Source organism: Cupriavidus sp. 09_S30, from assembly GCF_056930435.1.
Map to the genome: position 1 here is coordinate 3,150,638 of NZ_JBXOWI010000002.1, position 21,304 is coordinate 3,171,941.

Genomic DNA, 21,304 nt, shown 5'->3' on the forward strand with positions numbered 1-21,304 from the left:
TGCCTCCACGGAGTGATGCGCCAGGAGTGATCCGGTATCGCTGCGTACCAATTTCTGCGTAGGTGCCCGGGGGGCACTGACTCCGCAGAAGTCACCGCGCCGTCGCACCCGTTCGTCGCAAACGCCTCTCCGAATGGCATTGCGCAAGTCTCGAACAGCGCGCGAAATGTGAGCTAGCTAACGGTGCGGAAACGCTTCAAGAGCCAGAATTTTCGCGGGGTGCTAACGAGAGCCTCATGCCAGGGGCAACGCACTGGAGCGCATCGTGAAACACAAGCTGTCTGCTGTGCAATCGCTGCGCGCCGTCGCAGCGATTGCTGTAGTTGCCTATCACTCCGCCGCAACGTCAAGAATCTTCGGATGGACGTCAGGTGTCGTCGGCAATGCGGGCCAGTGGGGGTGGGCAGGCGTTGATATCTTCTTCTTTATATCCGGGTTTGTGATGGTGATCACGACCTCGGAGAGGCACCGCGGGCCTCAAGCGGCGAGGGATTTCATGGTCGCTCGGATCATGCGAATAGCGCCGATGTACTGGATTCTCACAAGCGTGATGCTGATCATTGCGTGGGCGGTTCCGAGTCTTAGGAACTCCGATTTCACTATGATGCAAATAGTGACGTCATATCTCTTTATCCCATACGAGGTCAAAGAGCACGGTAACGCTTATCCCGTCCTCTATGTAGGCTGGACGCTGACGTATGAGATGTTTTTCTATGCTGTCTTTGCTGCGTCGGTCTGCTTCTCGGAGCGACGCATGCGGTTCGCGCTGCCTGTTTTTTTTGTGTTGCTTTCCACAATGTCGCTAATCAGGCCTATACAGTTTATTTTCAGGTTTTTGACGGATCCGTTGCTTCTCGAATTCGTGCTGGGCTCTTTGTTTGGTTGGGCCTACGTTGCGGGTCATAGAATATCCAGATCGGCTTCCCTTGCTATTGCTGCAATGGGTCTTGTGGGGTTCCTGGTATGGACTCCTAGCTCCTCCATGGAGCACAGGGTTCTTTGCGCGGGGATTCCGGGTGCCTTGCTGGTTAGTGGGGTGGTGTTCTGGGAGGCTGACGATGGCTGGGTGGAGAGTCGATTGCTGCCGAGAGTCGGAGATTCTTCGTATTCTTTATATCTGGTGCAGACATTATCAATTCCGGCATTCGCGCGGTTACTGGCCGGAATTGATAAGCTACGCATCTTGCCGGGCGACATTGTTTGTCTCCTTTTGGTGGTGGCGACGGTGATAGTGGGAGAAATCATCTACCGGATGCTAGAGCGACCGATTGAAGAGAAGCTGCGGACATTCCGAAAGAAAGTTCGGGAAATTCATGTTTCCTATGGTGGCAGGTGGGACGAGACAGCCCGGTCGTCCACACCGCGGGATAGCGGTGTGGAAAGCTAAGCTTGCGTTATGTGAGCACGGCCACATACCGATGCTGTGTACGCTTCCCCACTCGACTACATTGAGACAGTGGGGCCCAGGCACTCACTGTTTGCGCGCGTAGCAGAAGCCCTGAGGGGGCCACGGCGTCCGGGAGCTGGCAACGCTTGAATTCTCCCCCGGGAGCATCCCTGTGCGGTTAGAGACATTAAGGCATTTTCCCTCTGCTTGGGGCAAGGGCAATGGTTAATTGATGAATCATGAAACGCATCTTTGATGTTGTTTTATCCCTATTGGGCTTTGCGCTGCTTGCAATCCCGCTTTTGGTCCTGATCTGCATGATCCGCTTGAGACTGGGCAAGCCCGTCTTCTTCCGGCAAGTGCGACCGGGCCTGCACGGCAATCCATTTCAGATTCTAAAATTCCGGACCATGACCGATGCTCGCGGAGAGGATGGCGAGCTGCTGCCTGATCCAGACCGGTTGACGGAATTTGGCGCATTCCTGCGATCTACCAGTCTCGATGAACTGCCGGAACTCTGGAATGTCCTTAAGGGCGACATGAGCCTGGTTGGTCCGCGCCCGCTATTGATGGAGTATCTACCGCTCTACAGTCGGGAGCAGGCGCGGCGCCATCACGTTCGTCCCGGCATCACCGGACTGGCACAAATCAGCGGGCGCAACGCCATCAGTTGGGAGGAGAAATTCCGGCTGGACGTTTGGTACGTAGACCATGTTTCGATCTGGCTGGACATCGTGATCCTGTGGAAAACCGTCGTCAAGGTGCTGGCGCGCGAAGGTATCAGCGCCGCCGGAGAATTCTCGGCCCCGCGATTCCGGGGAAGCAAGCCAGCGGGCCCGGATGCCGACGCAATATGAAGTATCGGGAAGTTGCAGGGGAACGCCAGAGATTAAGGTGCCGGCGGTTCTGCCAATCTCCCTTCACAGCGTATTTCCCATGGAGCCCTGATCTTGTTGCGTGCAGGTCAATCCTAGGGCATTCCTAAGCAGGCCAGCGCGGGCTCCATCGCGCTGTCGTGGCCAAGTCAATGGTGGTACGGCCCTTTCCAGAAGGAGGGAATTTTTTCATGCTGGACACCCAATTTGCCCCATGGCCGAGCTTCACCGATGAAGAGGCGGAAGCTGTGCAGAAAGTCCTGCTGTCCAATCGAGTCAACTATTGGACGGGGGATGAATGTCGCAAGTTTGAGAAGGAGTTTGCCGAGTGGTGCGGCGCGCGTCATGCGGTGGCCTTGGCGAACGGCACGCTTGCACTTGATGTCGCACTCAAGGCATTGAACATCGGCGCTGGTGACGAGGTGGTTGTGACGCCTCGGACGTTTATCGCCAGCATTTCCAGCGTAGTCAATGCAGGGGCGGTTCCCGTTTTTGCGGATGTCGATATCGACAGCGGGAATATCTCTGTTTCAGCCATAGAGCGTGCGTTGACCGCACGTACGCGCGCGATCATCTGTGTACACGTTGCAGGATTTCCCTGCGAGATGGACGCAATCATGGCGTTGGCCGACATGCACGGACTCAAAGTCATTGAAGATTGCGCCCAGGCACATGGCGCCATGTACAGAGGGAGATCAGTCGGCACGATCGGTCACATCGGGGCATGGTCCTTCTGCCAGGACAAGATCATGAGCACTGGCGGGGAAGGTGGGATGGTAACGACCGACGACAGCGAGCTGTGGTCTCGCATGTGGTCATACAAGGATCATGGGAAAAGCTGGGAGGCAGTGTATGGCCGCACACACTCCCCAGGTTTCCGCTGGGTACACGACTCCTTCGGCACCAATTGGCGCATGACGGAGATGTCGGCAGCGATCGGTCGAATTCAACTCAGGCGGATGAAGCAATGGACCGAGCGTCGCACGGCTAACGCGACGAGGCTGAGTGATGCGCTCGCGCAGTGTAAGGCGCTACGCGTCCCGTTACCCCCTTTGGACGTTCAGCACGCCTGGTACAAATTCTACGCATTTGTCCGGCCGGAGAATCTGAAGCCCGACTGGAACAGAGACCGGATCATGGCCGAGATCAATGCGGCCGCCGTGCCGTGCTCCTCCGGATCTTGTTCGGAAGTGTACCTGGAGAAAGCGTTCGACCATACGGGGTTTCGCCCGGCCGAGCGGCTGGCGGTTGCCAAGGCCATGGGAGAAACCAGCTTGATGTTCTTGGTACACCCGACCCTGTCGGAGAAGGAAATCAACAAGACCGCGTCAGTTGTGTGCGACATTGTCGATAGCGCGACATACTACGAGGCCAAAGGGGTGCAGATCCTGGCGTGAATGGGGCAGACAGTGCGTAATCCCTGGGTTCTGGTCACATATTTCGGAGATGCCTCCCTGATGTTTCCCCTCGCGGGGATTGTCGCACTTCGTCTGGCCTACCTGGGCTTGTGGAAGCAAGCATTCTACTGGTGCTTATCGCTGGGTCTCGGTGCAGCTGTCATCCTTACGGGCAAGCTGGCGTTCGAATTCGGTGGATGGTTCGTGCCGTCTTTGAACATATACAGCATCAGCGGGCACGCCATGCTCACCGCTTCCGTCTATCCTGTGCTGTTGACGGTGTTGGGATCGATATGGAGCACGCGCACGGCCAGATTCGGATTGTTTGCCGGAATATGTCTCGCGCTATTGGGGGCTGGCGCCCTGATTGCCGGGCGTTACCATACGCCTGCGGAAACTCTGATCGGCACGATTGTCGGTTTGATCGTGACCTGGATCAACATACGTCCTCCTCACTGGCTATCGCACGTACGTCCTCCTCGCTGGCCAGCGCATGTACGTCCATCGCCGATTTTCACCCAATTGATGCTGTGTGGGCTCCTGATGATCGTCGTGCCGGCATCTATCAGACCTCTGAAAGTCCGGTTGTTATCCTCGGGACTGAATTGGCTTGGTGTCACTGAGCGCTATTCAAGGTCCATCGGTTTCGATCCAATATCCGGTCGGACCGTGGTGACTGTCAAGCAATGCCGCCTGCCCTTTCACAGGGATTGTTCATCAACATTCTGAGTCGTGAACCAGGGGCGCATCACGATTCGCGAATGCGGCGTGAGTTAATTTGGTAAGTGCCTGAAGTGATGAACTGCCTGTCTTTTGCGTTCGACGAAACGCCGGTGTGAGAATCGACAATGCAATCCGCACCGATTCTTACGCCGGGGTAGAGTGTGACGCGAGTACCGAGGAAGCACCCCGGTCCGACGGCAGAGTTGCCGTTGAGTACCACATGAGGCGAAAGAATCGAGCACGCGCCTACGCGAACACCGTGACCAATCCCACAGAATACATTGGCTACCACGCCATCTTCTACTATCGCGCCCCGACTGACGACGGAGAAGGGGAAAATCAATGTTCCGATGCCCAAGTATGACGAAGGCGAAACAAGGGCCGTTCCATGTACATATGGTGGAACCATGATCCCGGTGCGCGAGAGCCGCGAAAGTACGTCCATCCGGCCTGGCACAGTGCCTATCGCGACCAGCACCGCCTGGCCTGGCGCAGGGCGGAATTGGCTGATAGTTCCCAGGTTTGGCAGATGCACGCCATCGGGGACCTTGCCTGGCGCATCATCAATGAAACCCGCCACTGCCGGTCCGCGGCAGTGCAACGCCTCTTCCTGGAGATAGTCATAAAGCTCCAGTCCAAGGCCGCCGGCACCGGCGATCACAATGGAGGAAACGGCAGGCGCTTGGACAAGTGGCATAGCGACTCGATCCTCCTAGGGAACAAGGACGAAGTTGATGACTGACATCGATCAGGCTATCCGCGGCCCATCTGTGCCCGAAGCCCGATTCAAGCCCGCTGCTTGGCTTGCGTGCTGCCGTATTGGCTGGGGTAGCGATACTTGCCGAAGTAATAATGCGCCCGGTACCAACGCCCCTCGACTATCAGCCCGTTAAAGAGCACCCCCTTGATGTCCGCGCCGACTTTCTGGATTTCGCGTTGCGAGGCGATCAACTCGTTGATCGTGGTGCTTTCTGCGCGCGCGACCATGAAGACCGCACCCGCCTTGCCCGCCAGGATGCCGGCGTCGGAAGCGGCCAGCACGGGCGGCGTATCGATCAGCACCATGTCATAGCGCGACTGGAGTTCGTCAAGCAGTGCGTCCATGCCTGGGCTTGACAGCAGATCCGCGGCATGTGGCGGCTCTGTGCCAGTCGGGATGAAGTCCAGGCCCGGCACCACTTGGCGCCGCAACACGCGATCCAGAGGTGCGCCCATTAGCAGTTCGGTCAACCCGGGACTGCGTTTGTCATTGAACCGGCGATGCAATTCTCCGCGCCGCAGGTCCGCGTCGACCAGCACGACGCGGTGCCCTGCCGCGGCAATGGCCGCGAAGTTCGAGCAGACGAAGGATTTCCCGACACCCGGCGCGGGACCCACAAACACCACCACCCGATTGCCTTTGCCAGCCAGGGCAAACTGCAGCGCGGTGCGGAAGCTGCGCAGGCTTTCCGTGGCAGGATCATCCGGATGCTCATTTGTCAGCAAGCCGGCCAGATCTTTGCCTGGGGCCTCCAGATGCGCCTGCTGCACGCTGAACGGGATGGTCGAGTACACAATCATCCCGGTTCTCTCTTCGATTTCGTCCGCATCAGCCACACCGCCATTCAATACGTGGCGCACGATGACCAGCAGCACGCCGGCCACCAGGCCCAGGACGACCGCCAGCACCCCAATCATTCCCCGTTTCGGCCGTACTGGCTCGAATGGAGCTTCCGCCGGATCGATGAGACGGGCGGTGCCAACCTTGCTGGCCTTCATCAGCCGAAGCTGCTGCACGTCGTTGAGCAGAGACTGGAGCATCTCCGTGCTGACCTTGACGTCACGCATCAGTCGCAACACGTTTTGTTCAACGTCCGGCATCTTCTGGATGCGCTGCGAAACGCTGTTGAGCTGGTTGCTTAGGCTGGCTATCTGGCTGTCGATCAGCTCAACGGCCGGGTGGCTGGGGGTGAAGCGTGAGGCCAGTTCTTCCCGCCGCTGCTTGAGATCCTGCAGCTTGGTCTGGATCTGCACCGATTGCGCAAGGACCTGCTTGGATTCTTCGTTCAGGTCGATGGTGCCGCGCTGATTGCGCATGGCGTTGTAGCGGCTTTCCGCAGTCTCTACCTGTTGTCTGAGCTGAGGCAGCTGCTGTTCGAGGAATGCCAGCGATTTCTCAGCTTCAGCCGCCTTGCGCCGCACATTCTGCTCCACAAAGGCGTTGCCGATCTCATTCAGGATGGTAGCGATCATTTCCGGCGAATCGCCTTCCAGAGAGACACCGAGCACGCCGCTTTGCTTGCCCCGCTCGCTGATAGCCAGCCGGTTCTGCAGCTGTGCAATGGCATCGCTGCGTGGCAGCCGTCGCAGCACAAAGCGGCTGCCGGCCTTGGCGTCAAGCCCGCTTATCAGGATGGTGGCCGGGCCTGCGGCCGTCGCAATCGACAGCGGTTTCCCCACCGTGCCCGTTGCCGAGGCGCTGTCACTGGCGAACGTTACCCGGAACTCGCCACCGCCCAGTGCGGTCACCAGGATTTTGCGGCCTTCCATGTTTGGGGGCACGTCTAGCTGCGAGACCGTGATCGATTCATTCCCCCAGGCGAAACCACCCCAGCCAAACAAGCCTGGGTTGGACAGCTCGTGATTGAAGCTGGCGATGGCGGCGCCCACGAAAGGAAAATAGCGAGGTGCTGCCTCAATGTAGAGCCGCAGGCTGTCGACAGCTTTGCCCACCACCATGCGCGAACGCAATAGCTCGACTTCCGCGCTGGCCCCCGGCTTGAGGTCGAATGCCTGTGCAAGGCCGGCACTGAGCTTGTTGTTGGGGGCGGCACTGGTCTCCTCCACTTGCACAACGACGTCGCTGCGATAGACCGGGCGGGCCAAGATCGCATAGATACTGCCTGCGCCGACTACCAGTGCCACCGTGAAGAGGAACGTCCAGCGGTAGCGCATCAGGACGTCAAGATAGGCAGTCAGGTCGATCGACTCGCCATGGGCGTCCTGACCGTTGGACATATCATCGCGTTTACCGACTGTTTTCATGGTGCTTCTCCATCGGTTCGAGCGGATGCAACCGCCTCAAATTGTGCCAACCAAGTTGCGACGCCTTGCTTGATCAGCTCAAGTACGATGTTGAACATGCTGACGGAGCAGCCGTACGGATCCGGTACGTCCGCATGCACGAATTCGCAAAGTCGGTATGTCTTTCCCCGGGCTTGCGGAAAGAGCAACTCCAGTTCTCTGCGCTGTTCGTTGTCCATGACCAGAACCAGGTCGGCAGCAGCTACCATGATCGCGTCGACGGCGCGCGCGCGGTGGCTGGCGAGGTCGCAGCCTTCGCTCGCCAGCAGCCTGACCGCACGCGGATCGGCATTCGCGCCCACGGGGGGCGCCAGCCCCGCCGAGGCGACGTCGCAATCCGGCAAAGCGCGCCGAAGCAGGCACGCCGCCATCGGACTGCGGCAAACATTGCCTACGCAGATCACAAGGATGGACCGGATCATGCCTGCGCGCCTACTTGACAACGCTGGCCGTGCTGAGCACGGGCTGGGTGACGGGGAGTAGCAGGTTGATCACACGGCTCCAGCGCACCAGGTCACGCGCGTCGACATAGACGACGTCCTTGGGTTCCAGCTCAAAGCCTTCGGCAATGGCCAGGGCCACGGGCGAGTTGCCGTCCAGGTGGAACACCTTGGGCTCGCCATCGGCCATCTTCCGGATCACGAAGATCTGTTCTGCATTGGCGGAGTTGGGGTTGACACCGCCGGCGTCACCCAGCGCCTCGTTCAGCGTCATGCGACCGTTTCGCATCAGCAATGTGGTGGGGCGCACCACTTCGCCGGTGACGAAGATCTTGTTGTCCTCGCGCTGTTCGACACGCACGATGTCGCCGGAGCGCAAGAGAATACGAGCTGGATCGATGCCCTTGGCCAGCAGGGCCGGGATATTGACATACCAGCTCCGTTCACCTCGCGTGACACGGATGCGGCTGTTGTCCCCGGTCAGGTTGAGTACACCGCCGGCGCGATTGAGCGCTTCGACCAGTGTCATGGGGGCATCGTCAATGGCCTGCATGCCAGGCGTCTTTACTTCACCGTCGACATATACGCGCTGACTGCGAAAACCAAGCACGCGAACGGTCATCTGCGGATCTCTCACCACGCGCGAGAGAATGCGGGCCATCTGATCCCTGACTTCATTTGCCGTGCGTCCGGCCACGCGCATCACGCCGGCATAGGGGAACTGGATGTCCCCTTGCGCGCTGACCACATAGCCTGGCACATTGGAACCCCCGCTCGACAGGGGGACCTCGAATGCCGCGCCGATGCTGTATGTCTGTGTAGGGAAGACCAGTTCTGGGTGGTCCCATACCACGACGGAGATGATGTCGCCGGGGCCGATCCGATACGGCTCCGGCTTTGCAAACAGTTCCTCTACGTGGTCATTGCCCTCCTTGGCCTTGGTCTTCAATTCCCGGATCAGATCCAGCGTGATTGGCGTCACGTTTGGCACGGCGTCCGGCCCGATCGCGTCGACTTTCGCCTTTGGATCGAAATACATGCCTGGCGATGCCGCGCATGCGGCCAGCAGCAATGCAGCGCCAAGCGAGACCAAGTATGATGCGATGGCATGGCAGAGCCTATCCTGTCCCATGCCACCGGATTCCATCCGTTCTGGGATCGATCTCATAGCAGTCTCCTTAATGGATACGACTGGACCTCGCACCCCATGCCTGTCCCCACAATTGCATCGTAGGAAGCCGCTAGCCATACTTCAGTGCGCTCGCGCACACTCGCCTGTGGCGCCGGTCAATGATTGGAAGGCTGTCGGGCTGCGTTCGGACGTCTGTTCGGAGGCTTGCCAAAAGGATGGGAGCGCAGTGGGCGCGTGGGACGATGGATTGTCCAGCACGACCCAGATCCGCTCTGCCCGGAGGTAGTGGATGTCGACGAGATCGCGCATGCAATGGGCGAATTCATCGGCCGTTCGCTGTTCGGTAATCTTCACTTTGCACGAACTACGGTGAGCATCGAGAAAGACGAACAGATCGGCAGTGCCGTTGTGCTTGTATTCGCGGCCGTAGCGCAAGGGCTTGTCCGGCTCTGCCGGGATCGGTTGGCGCACCTCGCCGATGTGCTGCGTCGGGCTTTCATCGAAGCACCCCACTGGGTGCTGCGGGTCGCGCCCCCCGACTGCTTGCTCCTGTGTCAGCAACGGCGGTAGGTCCGCCATCCTCCACCAGGTGGGGCAGTTTGACTTCGGCCGGTTGTGGCGCTAACGATCAGGACTTCAGCAGCGCACTGACGACACCGCTGACCTGGTGGGGTTCCCATTCTCTGCCCTGTATCCGCGCGACCCGGCAAACACCGTTGACGGGATGGAGGCCTCCAAGCCCAAGGGCATGGCAAGTGCGTTCTCTTTCAGACTGCGGACACATAGCGCCTGACAAGGTAATTCGTTCGGCAACCCACGAACCAGTATTGAAGAAGGTTCACGCCTGACGATAATTGCAAATAGTGACAGCGTCACGCTGCACGCTGCACGCCACGTGCCAGCGACACGCCATGTTTAAGAACCTGCTTTTGCTCGGCTCCCTTGCTCTCTTCTTCCTGTCGGTCGTAATACCGAACGCGCTGCAGGGCATCACTGCCGGCGGCATGATTCTGTGTGCGGTGTTGTCTGTGAAGTTCATTCGACCCAGCCGCAGGCTTAACCTGCTCCTCGTTCTCTTTCTGCTATCCAGCCTGGTTACCGTCTTCTACATTATTGTCGGCCTTGCCCAAGGAGCCGAGATGGAGGCCGCTCGACAGACTGTAATCGTCTATATTGTTTCCCCCTTCCTCTGGATATTGATCGCTTCCGGCCTGACAACGCTGCTGGATGAAGAGACCTTTCGACGGTGGTCGATCATATTCGCGATTCTTTGCGTCGCGAGCGTTGCACTTTTCTTCTATTTGTATCTCAGCGGCGGTGCAGATGCAGTCCACTTCTTCATCAAGGAAGCCAACGTCAATCTGAATGATGGGAATGTGGCCGCTACCATTCACGTTTACGGTTCGCTCATCTTCCTGTCGGGCGGCTTTTACGCGGCTCCCGGGCTGGTGCGAGGCTATGCCTCAAGAATCCTTGTCCTGACAGCCCTTGCGATTGCCGCGATTACGTCCGGGCGCACTGCCCTGATGCTTTCAATACCGACTGGCCTGTTGATCGGAATCATGCTGAACTCACGCATCCGTGCCCCTGCCGGTACTGAGCCGAAACGCCAGGGCGCCTTATCCACCCTTCATCTCGGGCTGGCCGTTGTCGCAATTCTGGTCGGAGCGTCAATTCTCCTTGGGTCTATCAATATAGAATACATTTTTGACAATGTTTTCGGAAAGATATCATCGGGAGGCGGAGAGGCAAGATCGGAGCAGTTTAATGCCCTGATGAACGGCATAGGCGAAACCTGGGCAATGGGTGCGGGTCATGGGATTGGTGTGGACTATATAAGGAATGATGACTTTCCGTGGCGATACGAACTCGTATGGGTAGCGACTCTGCTTCGCGTCGGAATAATCGGGAGCCTGATTTACCTGCTCCCGTTCCTGATCTACATTGTCACGTTCTTGAGCCAGTGGGCTCACCGGCGGGTATCCGAGTTGGATGTTTTCATGTTCGGCGGCTTCATGGCGGCCTTCATTGCGTCCAACACCAACCCGTATATTGAAGGCTTCACCTTCCAATGGATGTACATCCTTCCCGTGGCCTATCTTATGAGCAGGCGAGGGCAGCTTGCTGCCGAAGGGTATCTACGATGACAGCCGTCCGAGTCCTGGTATTGTCAAAGTACGGACGGCTTGGCGCCTCGTCCCGTCAGCGTTTCCTGCAGTTTCTGCCGTGGCTGGAGCAGGCCGGGCTATCGCTGACCATACAGCCGCTGCTATCTGATGAACAGCTCAGACACCGCTACAGCCGTGCTCGTTACGGAATCACACCGCTGCTTCAGTCCTATGCGCGACGTCTGCTCGCGTTGGCCAGGCGGCAAGACTTTGACCTGATCTGGATCGAGAAGGAGGCGCTGCCCTGGTTCCCGGTCTGGCTGGAGAGAGGCTTGCTAGAGGGCGTGCCGTACGTTCTGGACTACGATGACCCGCAGTTCCATGTCTATGATCGTCATCGTTCCACGCTGGTGCGGTCCTTGTACGGTCGTCGCCTGGACACCCTGATGTCCGGCGCCTGCCTGGTCATCGCTGGAAACGAGTACCTGGCGGAGCGCGCAAGGCACGCAGGCGCGCCTCGGGTCGAGATTGTCCCGACCGTCGTCGACCTGGGACGCTACGCCATTCAGCGTCGATTAAGCGAGGGTCCTGCCACGCCATTGCGCATCGTCTGGATCGGCTCGCCCTCCACCGTCAGGTACCTGGGCATTCTGGAGCCAGCGCTGGCTTCCCTTGCCGGCCACCATGATTTCGTACTGCGTGTGATAGGCGGCCGCTTCAGCACCCCGGGCGTGGATGTGGAGTGTGTCCCCTGGACCGAGGATACCGAGGCGACCTCCATTGCAGATTGTGATATCGGCATCATGCCGCTTGTTGATTCTCCGTGGGAGCGAGGCAAATGCGGGTACAAGCTGATCCAGTACATGGCATGCGGCCTACCGGTGATCGCCTCGCCAATAGGCGTCAACCAAGAGATTGTGCGGGAGGCCTTTAATGGTTTTCTGGCGCAGGGCGAGGCGGACTGGATCTCGCGATTGTCGCTATTGCTCAATAGCGCCGACCTTCGGCATACCATGGGAAAAGCGGGACGAGGGCTCGTTGAGAGTCTCTACTGCGTGCAAAAGGTAGGTCCGAAAATGGCGACCATGCTCTCACAGGCCGCAAGATCAACATGATGACATCCCGTCTTATGCCTGACACTCCCACCGGACACGAAGAGGAAGACGGTCAGCTCGTCGGACTCCTGAGCGCGGCTACCATCCCATGCGCGCTTGACGATGCTCTTCACCAGCAGGTGAGGCGCCGGCCTGGTCACCAGATCGTGTCGACTGCCTCCATTCGCGGTGCCGGCATATGAGGACTTCTCAAATTTCGTGGAACTTGGTGGGGCTTGGCGTCCCCGTCGTGATTGCGGCCCTGACGGTGCCGCAGTTGCTGCGGTCTATCGGAGTCCAACGGTTCGGACTGCTGACGCTCGCTTGGGCACTGATCGGCTATGCCACGACCCTTGATTTCGGCATCGGCCGCGCTGCGACGCACCATATCGCGGCCCTGCGCGGCAAGTCGACCGACCTGGATAAATCCATCCCTGGCGTACTGACGACCGCGGAGCGCATTACGTTGGTCACGGGCATGGTCGGCACCCTTGTCGTATTGGCTTCCCTTGCTCTTGGCGCCGATTCCTTGCTGAAGGCGGAGCAAGTGTCAAGCTTCGAGATCCGGTGCTCCATCGCGCTGCTGGCGCTTACTCTTCCTTTGCAAGCCATTTCGGCAGTCTATCGTGGCGTCAATGAAGCCTATCTCAACTTCAAGGGAATCAGCCTCTTGCGCATGTTGCTTGGCGCCGCGAACTTTGGGGTGCCCTGCCTCGTTGCATTGTTCAGCCCGAAGTTGTACTGGCTGATTCTAAGCCTGATGCTATCGAGAGCCCTTGCCGCCTTGATGTACCGACGGCTGGCTCGGCGCTGTATTGGCCTGAAGCGAGGCTCGCCTCCGCCTGCGTATTCTGGCGAACTGGCCAGGAAGCTCGCCCGGTTCGGAGGATGGTTCACGCTTAGCGGCGTGCTCAGTCCTATTGTTGCGTCGGCAGACAGATTCTTTGTTGCTTCCGTTGTCTCTACTGCCGCGGCAACGGCCTACGCCATTCCGTATGAAATGGTGGCACAAAGCTTGATTCTCATAGGCGCCCTGACCACGGTAGCATTTCCCTACCTGAGCCAACGCAGAGTCAGCGCGCCCGACGATGCCAAGCGGATGTTCTACCTTACCCTGTCGCTTGCGCTGATTGTCATGTCGGTTGTCGCTGCGGGGCTTGCCTTCCTTGGCAAATGGATCATCTCGCTGTGGCTGGGAGCGGCGATTCCTGAAGTTTCCGGACAGATCGTCCGCGTACTGAGCCTGGGATTGTTGCCTTATACAGTGGGCACGATGTATATCGCCCTGTTACATTCAGATGGCCGTACCGACGTGACGGCGAAGATCAATATCGTCGAATTTCCGGTTTTCCTGACTCTGACCTATCTCCTTGTTCTGCGGTTCGGCATCGTTGGGGCTGCTTATGCCTGGGTCTTTCGCACCTCACTGGATGCAATCCTCTTGGTGATCGCTGCGGAGTGTGACCTGATCCAAAGGTGGTCACGTCAGCGTACCGTAGGGCAGAGAGAGGGCTGAACAATCGCCCGGCGGCCAGGTACGCGGGAATTTGATTCAACCGCCTATCATGCCTATCATCGCCAGCAACCTTCAACTGGCGACCGCATAAGCGGCAGACCAGTCGACGCCAAGCGTGGTCCCATTGCCATCCTTCAGGCGCACCCAGCCCAGCAGCACCTTGCCCGATTGCTCAGAAGGCATTGCATTTCGCACAAATGTTCCGCGAGCCCAAGTGCCGCCTTTGGGCATCGTGCTTTGCTCGGTGATGCCTTGCACGTTGATGCGGGGCAGCAGGGCATCCCCTACCCACGTAGTCCAATCGGAATATGTCCCGTGAACTGCGCAATCGCGAATAGCACAGTTCTCATATTTCGCCGTTCCCTCTTGACGGTATGTGCGCGTCCAGGCAGCGCTGTATTCAACGTCGACCGAGATGACCACATCCTTCATTGTCGGACTCAGCAAGTACACACCGGATATGGTGGCATAGTGATTCTTTACGGGACCGGACACGCGACCGCTGATCTTGGTATTCACTGCATTGCCTATTCGGATCCCGCGCTGCCCGATGTCCTCGGCGTTGATATGGATATGGCTGTTGACCGGTCCTGTTTTCACGCCGGTGTCGCCTCCGATCCTCGCCCCCTCCCGGACATGCTGCACGTTGACCTGGATGTGCACGGAATGGCAATCCGTCACGATGACTGCATCGCCTCGCGCCCTTGTAAAGGTGGTGGATCCTTTGGCTATCAGATTCCTAACCGCATCGCCGACCACCAGGCAGTGGTTGGGGGTTTGTGTCACCCTGCCGAACTGATCGGCAACCGTTGGCGTACAGGTATTCTTGACTGCGAATGATCCCACGGATATGCCCACTACATTGGCGGTCTTTCCATCGCTCTTTCCGGAGAACGCCAGCCCCGACGTGCCACTGGTCACGACAGAGACGGATCCAATGCTGAGATTGGTGACTGACTGGTAAGGATGGTCCAATTCCACATCCAGGCCGCCAGGCATCACCCAGCCATTGATGATTCCTCCGACTCGGAAGGATCGAAACGTGCCAATGCTGATGTTGTCGCCGCTAATGATCGACAGGGCATTGCGACCGTCGTCCTCAGCGTTGTAGGCCTCGAATGTGCCGATATTGATCCCAACCGGATTGGCGCTGTTAGCCATCCAGTCGGCTTGGCCGATATACATGCCGTCACCGCGAATCTCGCGCGCGCGAAAGCTACGGATCTCCAGATTTGTCGCGCCTGCGATACCAAGCAAATGTATGTGTTCATTGGCAGGCTGCTTGGCCCTGTTGCCGTGACCGCGAAAGTCCAGCTTCACTCCATCGCAACGGCCTATGATCAGACCCACCCATGAGCCGCCGAAGTTGACGCTTCCGGACGGCATTGGCTTCAGCAGCAATTCGCCGAGGAAGATGATTGTCGTATTGTTATACGACGCGTCCAACATCGTGACGCCCGCCGCCATGATCTGCCCATCGGGGATGACGAGCGTCTTTCCCCGGCAGGAATTGATGGCAGTCTGAAGAATTCTGGTTTCATCCGTGCCATCCATCTTTGCACCAAAGTCCCTGACACTTGCCACATCAGCCGGGCTTCTCGGATTGGCCGCCTCAGCGTGAGCGGCAACCGATCCCGACCCTGCAGCCAGCACGGTGCCGGCGCCTGCCGCCAGCCCGGCAAGGAAGCTACGCCTCGGTTCGCTCATGGTCAGACTGCCTCCTTCCTGTTGGTTTTCCGCTTGCCGGCAGGGACATATCGGCGCCTCCCGCACTTACTCAAGCCCCATCTCGCGCAGCATCGCCGCATTGACCTTGCGCACGTCATACTTGCTCTCGGCGATCTGGCGCGAGCGCTGGCCCATGCGCACGACTTTTTCCCAGTCCTCGATCAACTGCATCATCGCCTGCTCCAGCGCGCCAACGGACTTGACGGGCACCAACAGGCCGTTATCACCATCGACCACCGTCTCGCGGCAGCCTGGAGCATCGGTCGTGATGATGGGGCGCCCCATCGCCATGGCTTCGAGCACAGAACGGGGCGTGCCCTCTCCGTAGGACGGCAGCACGAAGATGTTGCAGCCTGCAATGGCGGGGCGGACGTCCGACAGGCGACCGAGGTAGTCGACGGTTCCGTCAGCCACCCATGCATCCAGTTCCCGTTGCGCGATCGCGTTAGGGCCATGGTCGATCCAGCCGACCAGGCTGAAGCGCGCCCTGGTGCCCCGCGCCCGGATGCGCCGCGCCGCCTCTGCATACTCACGCACACCTTTGTCGCCCAGTAGCCGGGCAATCAGCAGGAAGCGGGGGCCATCGTCGGGCAAGGGCGTGACTCGGAAGCTGGCGACGTCGATGCCGGAGCCATTCACGATACATGAACGCCTGTCAGGCGGCAGGATCTCGGTCTGACGGAACAGCGCCTCGTCGTCCGGGTTCTGGAAAAAGGTGATATGTGCCCGGCTGAGTGCCAGCGCGTACAGGCGCTGCGCCACGGCGCGCAGGCCGTTCCTGCCCTTGTCTTCGCCAAAGGCGTAGCCTCGGCCCGTGATCAACGCGAAGCGGTGCGGCACCCGGGACAGCCAGGCCGCCAACATGCCGTAGATTACCGGCTTGATCGTATAGCCCATCACGCAGTCGGGCCTGACCCGCCGCATCAGGGAAAGCAGGGCGAGTAGCGTGCGCACGTCGGCCAGCGGGTTCTTGCCGTTACGTTCGAGGGGAAAGTGGTGCACGACCACGCCGCGCGAACTCAGTGCAGCGCGGAGTGGGTCTCCCACTGGCAAGTCCGGTACGGCGACATGCATTTCCAGTCCCTTTTCCTGCAATGCCTCCATGAGCTGGCCGCGAAACGCGAGCAGCGACTCTGCAAAGCTGGCGATCATCAGAAAGCGCATGCCGGCCTCCAATTGAGTGCAACCCCGCAGGCCTGCTCAGGGGAAGTCTTCTGTGCGGTCTCGTGTGCCATCCAGGCCTGGAACATCAGCACACACCACAGCGGATGCTGCCAATTACGCCATCCGGAAAGATGTTCGGCCCACCGCCTTCGAACCGGTTCCGGATTCAGATAGCCCTCGCGACGCAGGCGCTGCTCGTCAAGAAGGTCCTCAGCCCAGTCACTTAGTGGCCCACGTAGCCACGCGTCGATCGGGACGCCAAAGCCCATCTTTGGCCGTTCGATCAGTTCACTGGTCACGTAACGGTCAAGCACACGCCTGAGTACCCACTTGGTCGTGTAGCCCGCAACTTCCCGGCGAATCTTGTAAGCCATGGGCAGTCGCCATGCGAACTCGACCACGTGGTGATCGAGAAACGGAATGCGCGTTTCAAGGCTTCGCGCCATCGCCGCGCGGTCGACTTTAGTGAGAATGTCGTCGGGAAGATAGGTCAGCATGTCGGACACCATCATGCGTTCTACGTCGCTCAGCGAGTCGAGTGAACCCACGGCGCTGTCAAGAACTGTGGCCGGCTCCGTGCCACCCACGACGACCGCCCTCGGGCATTGCCACTGGGAGACCATGCCACGATAGAGCTCGTCTGCAGAGCGCGCGGCCATGACGCCGGCACCTTTGTGGATCTTTTCCCCCACGTTGGCCCAGCGCGACGCCTTCGGCAGTGATGCTGCGATCTGATTGATCCGGCGCGGAGAGAGCCGGGTCAGCCCCCATGCCGCTGCCGCCCGCAACGGGCGGGGAATGTGCGCAAGCCGATGCCACAATTCTGCCGTGATCTGATAGCGGTTATACCCGCCGAACAACTCATCGCCCGCGTCGCCCGAGAGCGACACCGTCACGTGCTGCCTGGCCAGTTCGCTGACAAGCAGCGTCGGAATCTGCGAGGAGTCGGCGAACGGCTCGTCGTAGATTTCGGGCAAGCCCGGGATCACCGCCATCGCGTGCTCAGGCGTGACGTACAACTCGGTATGGCTTGTGCCCAGGTGCCCGGCGACAGCCTTCGCGTGCGCGGCTTCGTTGTAGTTCGCGTCGTGGAAGCCGATGGAAAATGTGCGGATCGCCTGTGACGACTGGGCCTGCATCAGCGCCACCACGGTCGAGGAATCGATGCCGCCGGAGAGAAAGGCACCCAGTGGCACGTCCGCCATCATCTGGCGACGCACCGCCTTGCGCAAGAGCTCCTCCAGCCTGTCCACGGCTTCTTCGGGGTCGCCGGCGAAAGGGTCTTGCATGCCTTTCAGCGCTGCCGCGGCGCCAGACCAATAAGCGTGCAGCACAGGCTCGGGCGCCCGCATGGAGACGGTCAACAAGTGCGCTGGCGGAAGCTTGGCAATGCCTTGGTAGATGGAATGGGTGCCGCTCACATTGTTGTAGCGCATATACAGGCTCAGCGCGTCGCGGTCGATGCGGCCCTCGAATGCCGGGTGTGGGCGCAGTGCCTTGAGTTCCGACCCGAAGAGAAAGGTGCGGGCCAGGCCTGTTCCCTGCCAGCCGTAGTAGAGCGGCTTCTCGCCGAGCCGGTCGCGCGCCAGCGTCAGTGTGTGCGTCTGCCGGTCCCACAATGCAAAGGCGAACATCCCCACCGCGCGCCGGATGGTGGCCTCCGCACCCCAGGCATCGATACCGGCGAGCAGCGTCTCGGTGTCCGAATGCCCTCGCCACTGCGGCGCGGCGCCGACGCTTTCTAGCTCGGCGCGGATTTCGGGATGGTTGTAGATTTCGCCGTTGAACACAATGACGAAGCGGCCACTGGCCGCAATCATCGGCTGCTGGCCGGCGGGAGAGAGGTCAACGATCGCGAGGCGCCGGTGCGCGAAGCCGAACGGTGCGTTCGGATCGCACCAGAGGTCGCCGTGGTCCGGTCCACGGTGGCGGATGTGGTGTGCCATGCCGGACAGCGTGGCCCCACGGTCGGCCAGAGCGGCAGGCAAGCCGCCGAGAAATCCTGCGAATCCGCACATCGTTCTCTCCCGCTATCCACCTGTTACGCTCAGGTGCCCAGCGCATGATGCATCTGAACATACCAATGCATCGCCTCGGCCAAGCCGTCGGAGATGCGGTGGGTGGGCCGGTATCCCAGCAGCCGTTGCGCCTTGCCGATGTCAGCCTGGCTGTGGCGCACGTCGCCAGCCCGGAAGTCGCGATAGACCGGCTCGGTGTCGGCAGGGATGCCGTAGGGGCCGAGCCCGACGCAAAGAAGCCTGAACAGCGTGCTGAGTGTGGTGCGGTCACCGACGGCGACGTTGTAGACCGGGCTTTCGACCTCCCGGCCTTCGCTCACCGCAGCCAGCAGGTTGGCCTGCACTGCGTTCGCGACGTAGCAGAAGTCGCGGCTCGTTTCCCCGTCGCCATTGATGTAGACAGTTTCACGCCGCAGCAGGGCCGCGATCCATCTCGGGATCACGGCCGCATACGCGCCATTGGGATCCTGGCGCGGTCCGAACACATTGAAGTAGCGCAGCCCGACGGCATGCACGCCGTAGCAGCGGGCAAAGACGTCGGCGTACAGCTCGTTCGCGTACTTGGTGACGGCGTACGGGCTCAAGGGCTTGCCAATGCGGTCTTCCACCTTCGGCAGGTCCGGATGGTCGCCGTAGGTGCTGCTGCTTGCTGCATAGACGAAGGTTTTGATCCGGGCGTCGCGGACGGCGACCAGCATGTTCAGGAAGCCGCTGATATTGACACTGTGAGTCGAGATGGGGTCTTCCAGGCTGCGGGGCACGGAGCCAAGAGCCGCCTGGTGCAGCACGAAATCGACCGGATACAGGCTGGCGGCTGCTCCCTTAGGCTGAGGGGCGCGAAAGAGCATGGCGCTGTGGCAGTGCTCCAGGTTACGGACGTCACCTTCAATGAACTGGAAATTGGCCCACTGCCCGGGTGACACCAGTGTCTCGACCTCCTGGAGATTGCGGCGGTGCCCGGTGGAAAAGTTGTCCAGGCCCACAACGCGCTGGTCCAGCCGCAATAATGCTTCCAGCAGGTTGCTGCCTATGAATCCGGCGACACCGGTGACAAGCCACGTGCATGGCGTGGCAGCCAGGCGGGCCTTGAGGCGCGCGTAGTTGTTGGCTTCCATGTGCTGCGCTTCCGCTGTGCTGGTTTCGGCGGCTTGCCGGGCGGCCCTACAGCCGGGCGTCGACTTCGCTCTTCGGCAAGACTCCCTTCACGTCGAACAACACCGCATGGGGCTTGCCGTAGGCCTTGATTGCCCTCGCGCCCATGGTGACGAACTGGTGGTGGGGGACGGCCAGCACAATGGCATCGTATTGGTCGTGCCGCGGCAGCTCGTGCAGGCACGCCAGGCCGTATTCCTGTTCGGCCTCCTCGACATTGATCCACGGGTCGTAGACGTCGATCTCGGCATTGTAGCCACGCAGCGTCGTCACGATGTCCACGGCCTTGGTGTTGCGCACGTCCGGACAATTCTCCTTGAAGGTCAGGCCGAGCAAGAGGATGCGGCTGCCAAGCACCGGAATACCCCGGCGCAACATGAGCTTCACCAGCTCATCGGCGACGTGGATGGCCATCCGGTCATTGATGCGCCTTCCGGCCAGGATCACTTGGGGGTGATAGCCAACCTCCTGCGCCTTATGCGTGAGATAGTAGGGATCGACGCCGATGCAGTGTCCGCCAACCAGGCCAGGGCGGAACGGCAGGAAGTTCCACTTGGTGCCAGCGGCCTTCAGCACTTCCAGCGTGTCGATTCCCAACTTGTGGAAAAGCAGACTGAGTTCGTTCATCAGCGCGATGTTCACATCGCGTTGGGTGTTCTCGATGACCTTGGCGGCCTCCGCCACACGGATGCTGCTGGCCCGGTGCGTGCCGGCCACAATGATCTTGCGGTAAAGCTCGTCAATGGCCTCGCTCGCCTCGGGCGTGCTTCCGCTAGTGACCTTGCGGATGTCCGGGAGACGGTGCTCTTTGTCGCCCGGATTAATGCGCTCTGGGCTGTATCCGCAGTAAAAATCAGTGTTGAACTTCAGGCCGCTGTGCCGTTCCAGCAACGGCACGCAGATTTCCTCGGTGGCGCCGGGGTAGACGGTGGATTCGTAGATCACTACGGCGCCCGGCACCATGGCGCGCCCCACGGCCTCGCTCGCCAGGATCAGCGGTGTCAGGTCCGGGCGCTTGGTCTTGTCTACCGGCGTGGGTACGGTTATGACAAAAACCTGGCAGTCCTTCAGGGCTGCTGGGTCGCTGCTGTAACGCAGGTGGCATGCGCTGCGCAGATGATCCGGACTGACCTCCAGCGTTGCATCCCATCCGCTGCACAGCTCGTCGATGCGCGCGGTATTGATGTCGAAGCCCAGGACGGGCCGCTGCCTGCCGAACTCCACAGCCAGGGGCAGGCCGACGTAGCCCAGGCCGATGATGGCGATTTGTGCGTTACTGAGGTCCATGACCGTGATCTCCCGGGTGAGTGAGCTTGACGGCGGCAGAGGAAAGCGGACTTTTGAAAGATTATCGAGTGCAGGCAGCGCTCTGTGGGCGGGGGTTCGTGTCTTGGCGTACAGAACGCCGCATGCATGCGGCGGGTGCGCTGCGCCTAAGGCCATGAAGATCCCGTGTGCGTCCGATCATCGCGACACGGCACACCGAAGGCGTTCCTAGTGCAGCGTC

The 21,304-nt window shown here is 59.9% G+C and carries 16 protein-coding genes and 1 pseudogene; 7 read left to right on the forward strand and 10 right to left on the reverse strand.

Annotation, left to right across the window (positions count from 1 at the left end):
• Positions 1 to 265 precede the first annotated feature (265 nt).
• From AC1Z3O_RS34270 to AC1Z3O_RS34285, 4 genes are all read left to right on the forward strand, one after another.
• Entirely contained in the window at positions 266 to 1,387 is a 1,122-nt protein-coding gene (locus AC1Z3O_RS34270; protein ID WP_483521644.1) for an acyltransferase family protein, read from the forward strand.
• 239 nt (positions 1,388 to 1,626) lie between these two features.
• Positions 1,627 to 2,244: a sugar transferase gene (locus AC1Z3O_RS34275; RefSeq protein ID WP_483521646.1), complete on the forward strand. Its 618-nt coding sequence runs from the start codon at positions 1,627 to 1,629 to the stop codon at positions 2,242 to 2,244.
• 209 nt (positions 2,245 to 2,453) lie between these two features.
• Positions 2,454 to 3,659, forward strand: coding sequence for a DegT/DnrJ/EryC1/StrS family aminotransferase (locus AC1Z3O_RS34280; protein WP_483521648.1), 1,206 nt, complete (start codon positions 2,454 to 2,456; stop codon positions 3,657 to 3,659).
• 60 nt (positions 3,660 to 3,719) lie between these two features.
• Positions 3,720 to 4,388 (forward strand): hypothetical protein, encoded by a 669-nt coding sequence (locus AC1Z3O_RS34285; protein ID WP_483521650.1) that lies wholly within the window; start codon positions 3,720 to 3,722, stop codon positions 4,386 to 4,388.
• 19 nt (positions 4,389 to 4,407) lie between these two features.
• On the opposite strand, the gene AC1Z3O_RS34290 is transcribed toward AC1Z3O_RS34285, so the two are convergent.
• The 5 genes and pseudogenes from AC1Z3O_RS34290 to AC1Z3O_RS34310 form a co-directional block, all read right to left on the reverse strand.
• Positions 4,408 to 5,079: an acetyltransferase gene (locus AC1Z3O_RS34290; protein WP_483521652.1), complete on the reverse strand. Its 672-nt coding sequence runs from the start codon at positions 5,077 to 5,079 to the stop codon at positions 4,408 to 4,410.
• 89 nt (positions 5,080 to 5,168) lie between these two features.
• Positions 5,169 to 7,406: a polysaccharide biosynthesis tyrosine autokinase gene (locus tag AC1Z3O_RS34295; RefSeq protein WP_483521654.1), complete on the reverse strand. Its 2,238-nt coding sequence runs from the start codon at positions 7,404 to 7,406 to the stop codon at positions 5,169 to 5,171.
• Entirely contained in the window at positions 7,403 to 7,867 is a 465-nt protein-coding gene (locus tag AC1Z3O_RS34300; protein ID WP_483521655.1) for a low molecular weight protein-tyrosine-phosphatase, read from the reverse strand. The genes AC1Z3O_RS34295 and AC1Z3O_RS34300 overlap by 4 nt, the downstream gene beginning before the upstream one ends.
• A gap of 10 nt (positions 7,868 to 7,877) precedes the next feature.
• Positions 7,878 to 9,017, reverse strand: a complete 1,140-nt coding sequence (locus AC1Z3O_RS34305) for a polysaccharide biosynthesis/export family protein (protein ID WP_483522142.1) — start codon at positions 9,015 to 9,017, stop codon at positions 7,878 to 7,880.
• Between the two features lie 195 nt (positions 9,018 to 9,212).
• A pseudogene (locus tag AC1Z3O_RS34310) lies at positions 9,213 to 9,545 on the reverse strand (transposase); the annotation flags it as partial.
• Between the two features lie 383 nt (positions 9,546 to 9,928).
• On the opposite strand from AC1Z3O_RS34310, the gene AC1Z3O_RS34315 reads away from it, so the two are divergent.
• From AC1Z3O_RS34315 to AC1Z3O_RS34325, 3 genes are all read left to right on the forward strand, one after another.
• Positions 9,929 to 11,164: a hypothetical protein gene (locus AC1Z3O_RS34315; RefSeq protein WP_483521656.1), complete on the forward strand. Its 1,236-nt coding sequence runs from the start codon at positions 9,929 to 9,931 to the stop codon at positions 11,162 to 11,164.
• Entirely contained in the window at positions 11,161 to 12,240 is a 1,080-nt protein-coding gene (locus tag AC1Z3O_RS34320; protein ID WP_483521658.1) for a glycosyltransferase family 4 protein, read from the forward strand. Before AC1Z3O_RS34315 ends, AC1Z3O_RS34320 begins: the two co-directional genes overlap by 4 nt.
• Positions 12,241 to 12,418: 178 nt before the next feature.
• Complete coding sequence (locus AC1Z3O_RS34325; RefSeq protein WP_483521660.1) at positions 12,419 to 13,735, forward strand: flippase; 1,317 nt, start codon at positions 12,419 to 12,421, stop codon at positions 13,733 to 13,735.
• Between the two features lie 72 nt (positions 13,736 to 13,807).
• On the opposite strand, the gene AC1Z3O_RS34330 is transcribed toward AC1Z3O_RS34325, so the two are convergent.
• The 5 genes from AC1Z3O_RS34330 to tviB form a co-directional block, all read right to left on the reverse strand.
• A complete protein-coding gene (locus tag AC1Z3O_RS34330; protein WP_483521661.1) occupies positions 13,808 to 15,442 on the reverse strand; it encodes a hypothetical protein in 1,635 nt (544 codons plus the stop codon).
• 66 nt (positions 15,443 to 15,508) lie between these two features.
• Positions 15,509 to 16,627 carry a glycosyltransferase family 4 protein gene (locus tag AC1Z3O_RS34335; protein ID WP_483521662.1) on the reverse strand — a complete coding sequence of 373 codons (1,119 nt, stop codon included), beginning with the start codon at positions 16,625 to 16,627 and terminating at the stop codon, positions 15,509 to 15,511.
• On the reverse strand, positions 16,615 to 18,645 hold the full coding sequence (gene asnB / locus AC1Z3O_RS34340) for an asparagine synthase (glutamine-hydrolyzing) (RefSeq protein WP_483521664.1): 2,031 nt from the start codon (positions 18,643 to 18,645) through the stop codon (positions 16,615 to 16,617). The genes AC1Z3O_RS34335 and asnB overlap by 13 nt, the downstream gene beginning before the upstream one ends.
• Before the next feature lie 29 nt (positions 18,646 to 18,674).
• Positions 18,675 to 19,760, reverse strand: a complete 1,086-nt coding sequence (locus AC1Z3O_RS34345) for an NAD-dependent epimerase/dehydratase family protein (protein ID WP_483521665.1) — start codon at positions 19,758 to 19,760, stop codon at positions 18,675 to 18,677.
• Between the two features lie 46 nt (positions 19,761 to 19,806).
• Positions 19,807 to 21,084 carry a Vi polysaccharide biosynthesis UDP-N-acetylglucosamine C-6 dehydrogenase TviB gene (gene tviB / locus AC1Z3O_RS34350; protein ID WP_483521667.1) on the reverse strand — a complete coding sequence of 426 codons (1,278 nt, stop codon included), beginning with the start codon at positions 21,082 to 21,084 and terminating at the stop codon, positions 19,807 to 19,809.
• Positions 21,085 to 21,304 lie beyond the last annotated feature (220 nt).

Coding starts and splice junctions, on each gene's coding strand:
- AC1Z3O_RS34320 (WP_483521658.1), top strand. CDS start 11,161: ATGACAGCCGTCCGAGTCCTGGTATTGTCAAAGTACGGACGGCTTGGC.
- tviB (WP_483521667.1), bottom strand. CDS start 21,084: ATGGACCTCAGTAACGCACAAATCGCCATCATCGGCCTGGGCTACGTC.
- asnB (WP_483521664.1), bottom strand. CDS start 18,645: ATGTGCGGATTCGCAGGATTTCTCGGCGGCTTGCCTGCCGCTCTGGCC.
- AC1Z3O_RS34305 (WP_483522142.1), bottom strand. CDS start 9,017: ATGGGACAGGATAGGCTCTGCCATGCCATCGCATCATACTTGGTCTCG.
- AC1Z3O_RS34315 (WP_483521656.1), top strand. CDS start 9,929: ATGTTTAAGAACCTGCTTTTGCTCGGCTCCCTTGCTCTCTTCTTCCTG.
- AC1Z3O_RS34285 (WP_483521650.1), top strand. CDS start 3,720: ATGTTTCCCCTCGCGGGGATTGTCGCACTTCGTCTGGCCTACCTGGGC.
- AC1Z3O_RS34295 (WP_483521654.1), bottom strand. CDS start 7,406: ATGAAAACAGTCGGTAAACGCGATGATATGTCCAACGGTCAGGACGCC.
- AC1Z3O_RS34330 (WP_483521661.1), bottom strand. CDS start 15,442: ATGAGCGAACCGAGGCGTAGCTTCCTTGCCGGGCTGGCGGCAGGCGCC.
- AC1Z3O_RS34280 (WP_483521648.1), top strand. CDS start 2,454: ATGCTGGACACCCAATTTGCCCCATGGCCGAGCTTCACCGATGAAGAG.
- AC1Z3O_RS34300 (WP_483521655.1), bottom strand. CDS start 7,867: ATGATCCGGTCCATCCTTGTGATCTGCGTAGGCAATGTTTGCCGCAGT.
- AC1Z3O_RS34275 (WP_483521646.1), top strand. CDS start 1,627: ATGAAACGCATCTTTGATGTTGTTTTATCCCTATTGGGCTTTGCGCTG.
- AC1Z3O_RS34325 (WP_483521660.1), top strand. CDS start 12,419: ATGAGGACTTCTCAAATTTCGTGGAACTTGGTGGGGCTTGGCGTCCCC.
- AC1Z3O_RS34345 (WP_483521665.1), bottom strand. CDS start 19,760: ATGGAAGCCAACAACTACGCGCGCCTCAAGGCCCGCCTGGCTGCCACG.
- AC1Z3O_RS34335 (WP_483521662.1), bottom strand. CDS start 16,627: ATGCGCTTTCTGATGATCGCCAGCTTTGCAGAGTCGCTGCTCGCGTTT.
- AC1Z3O_RS34290 (WP_483521652.1), bottom strand. CDS start 5,079: ATGCCACTTGTCCAAGCGCCTGCCGTTTCCTCCATTGTGATCGCCGGT.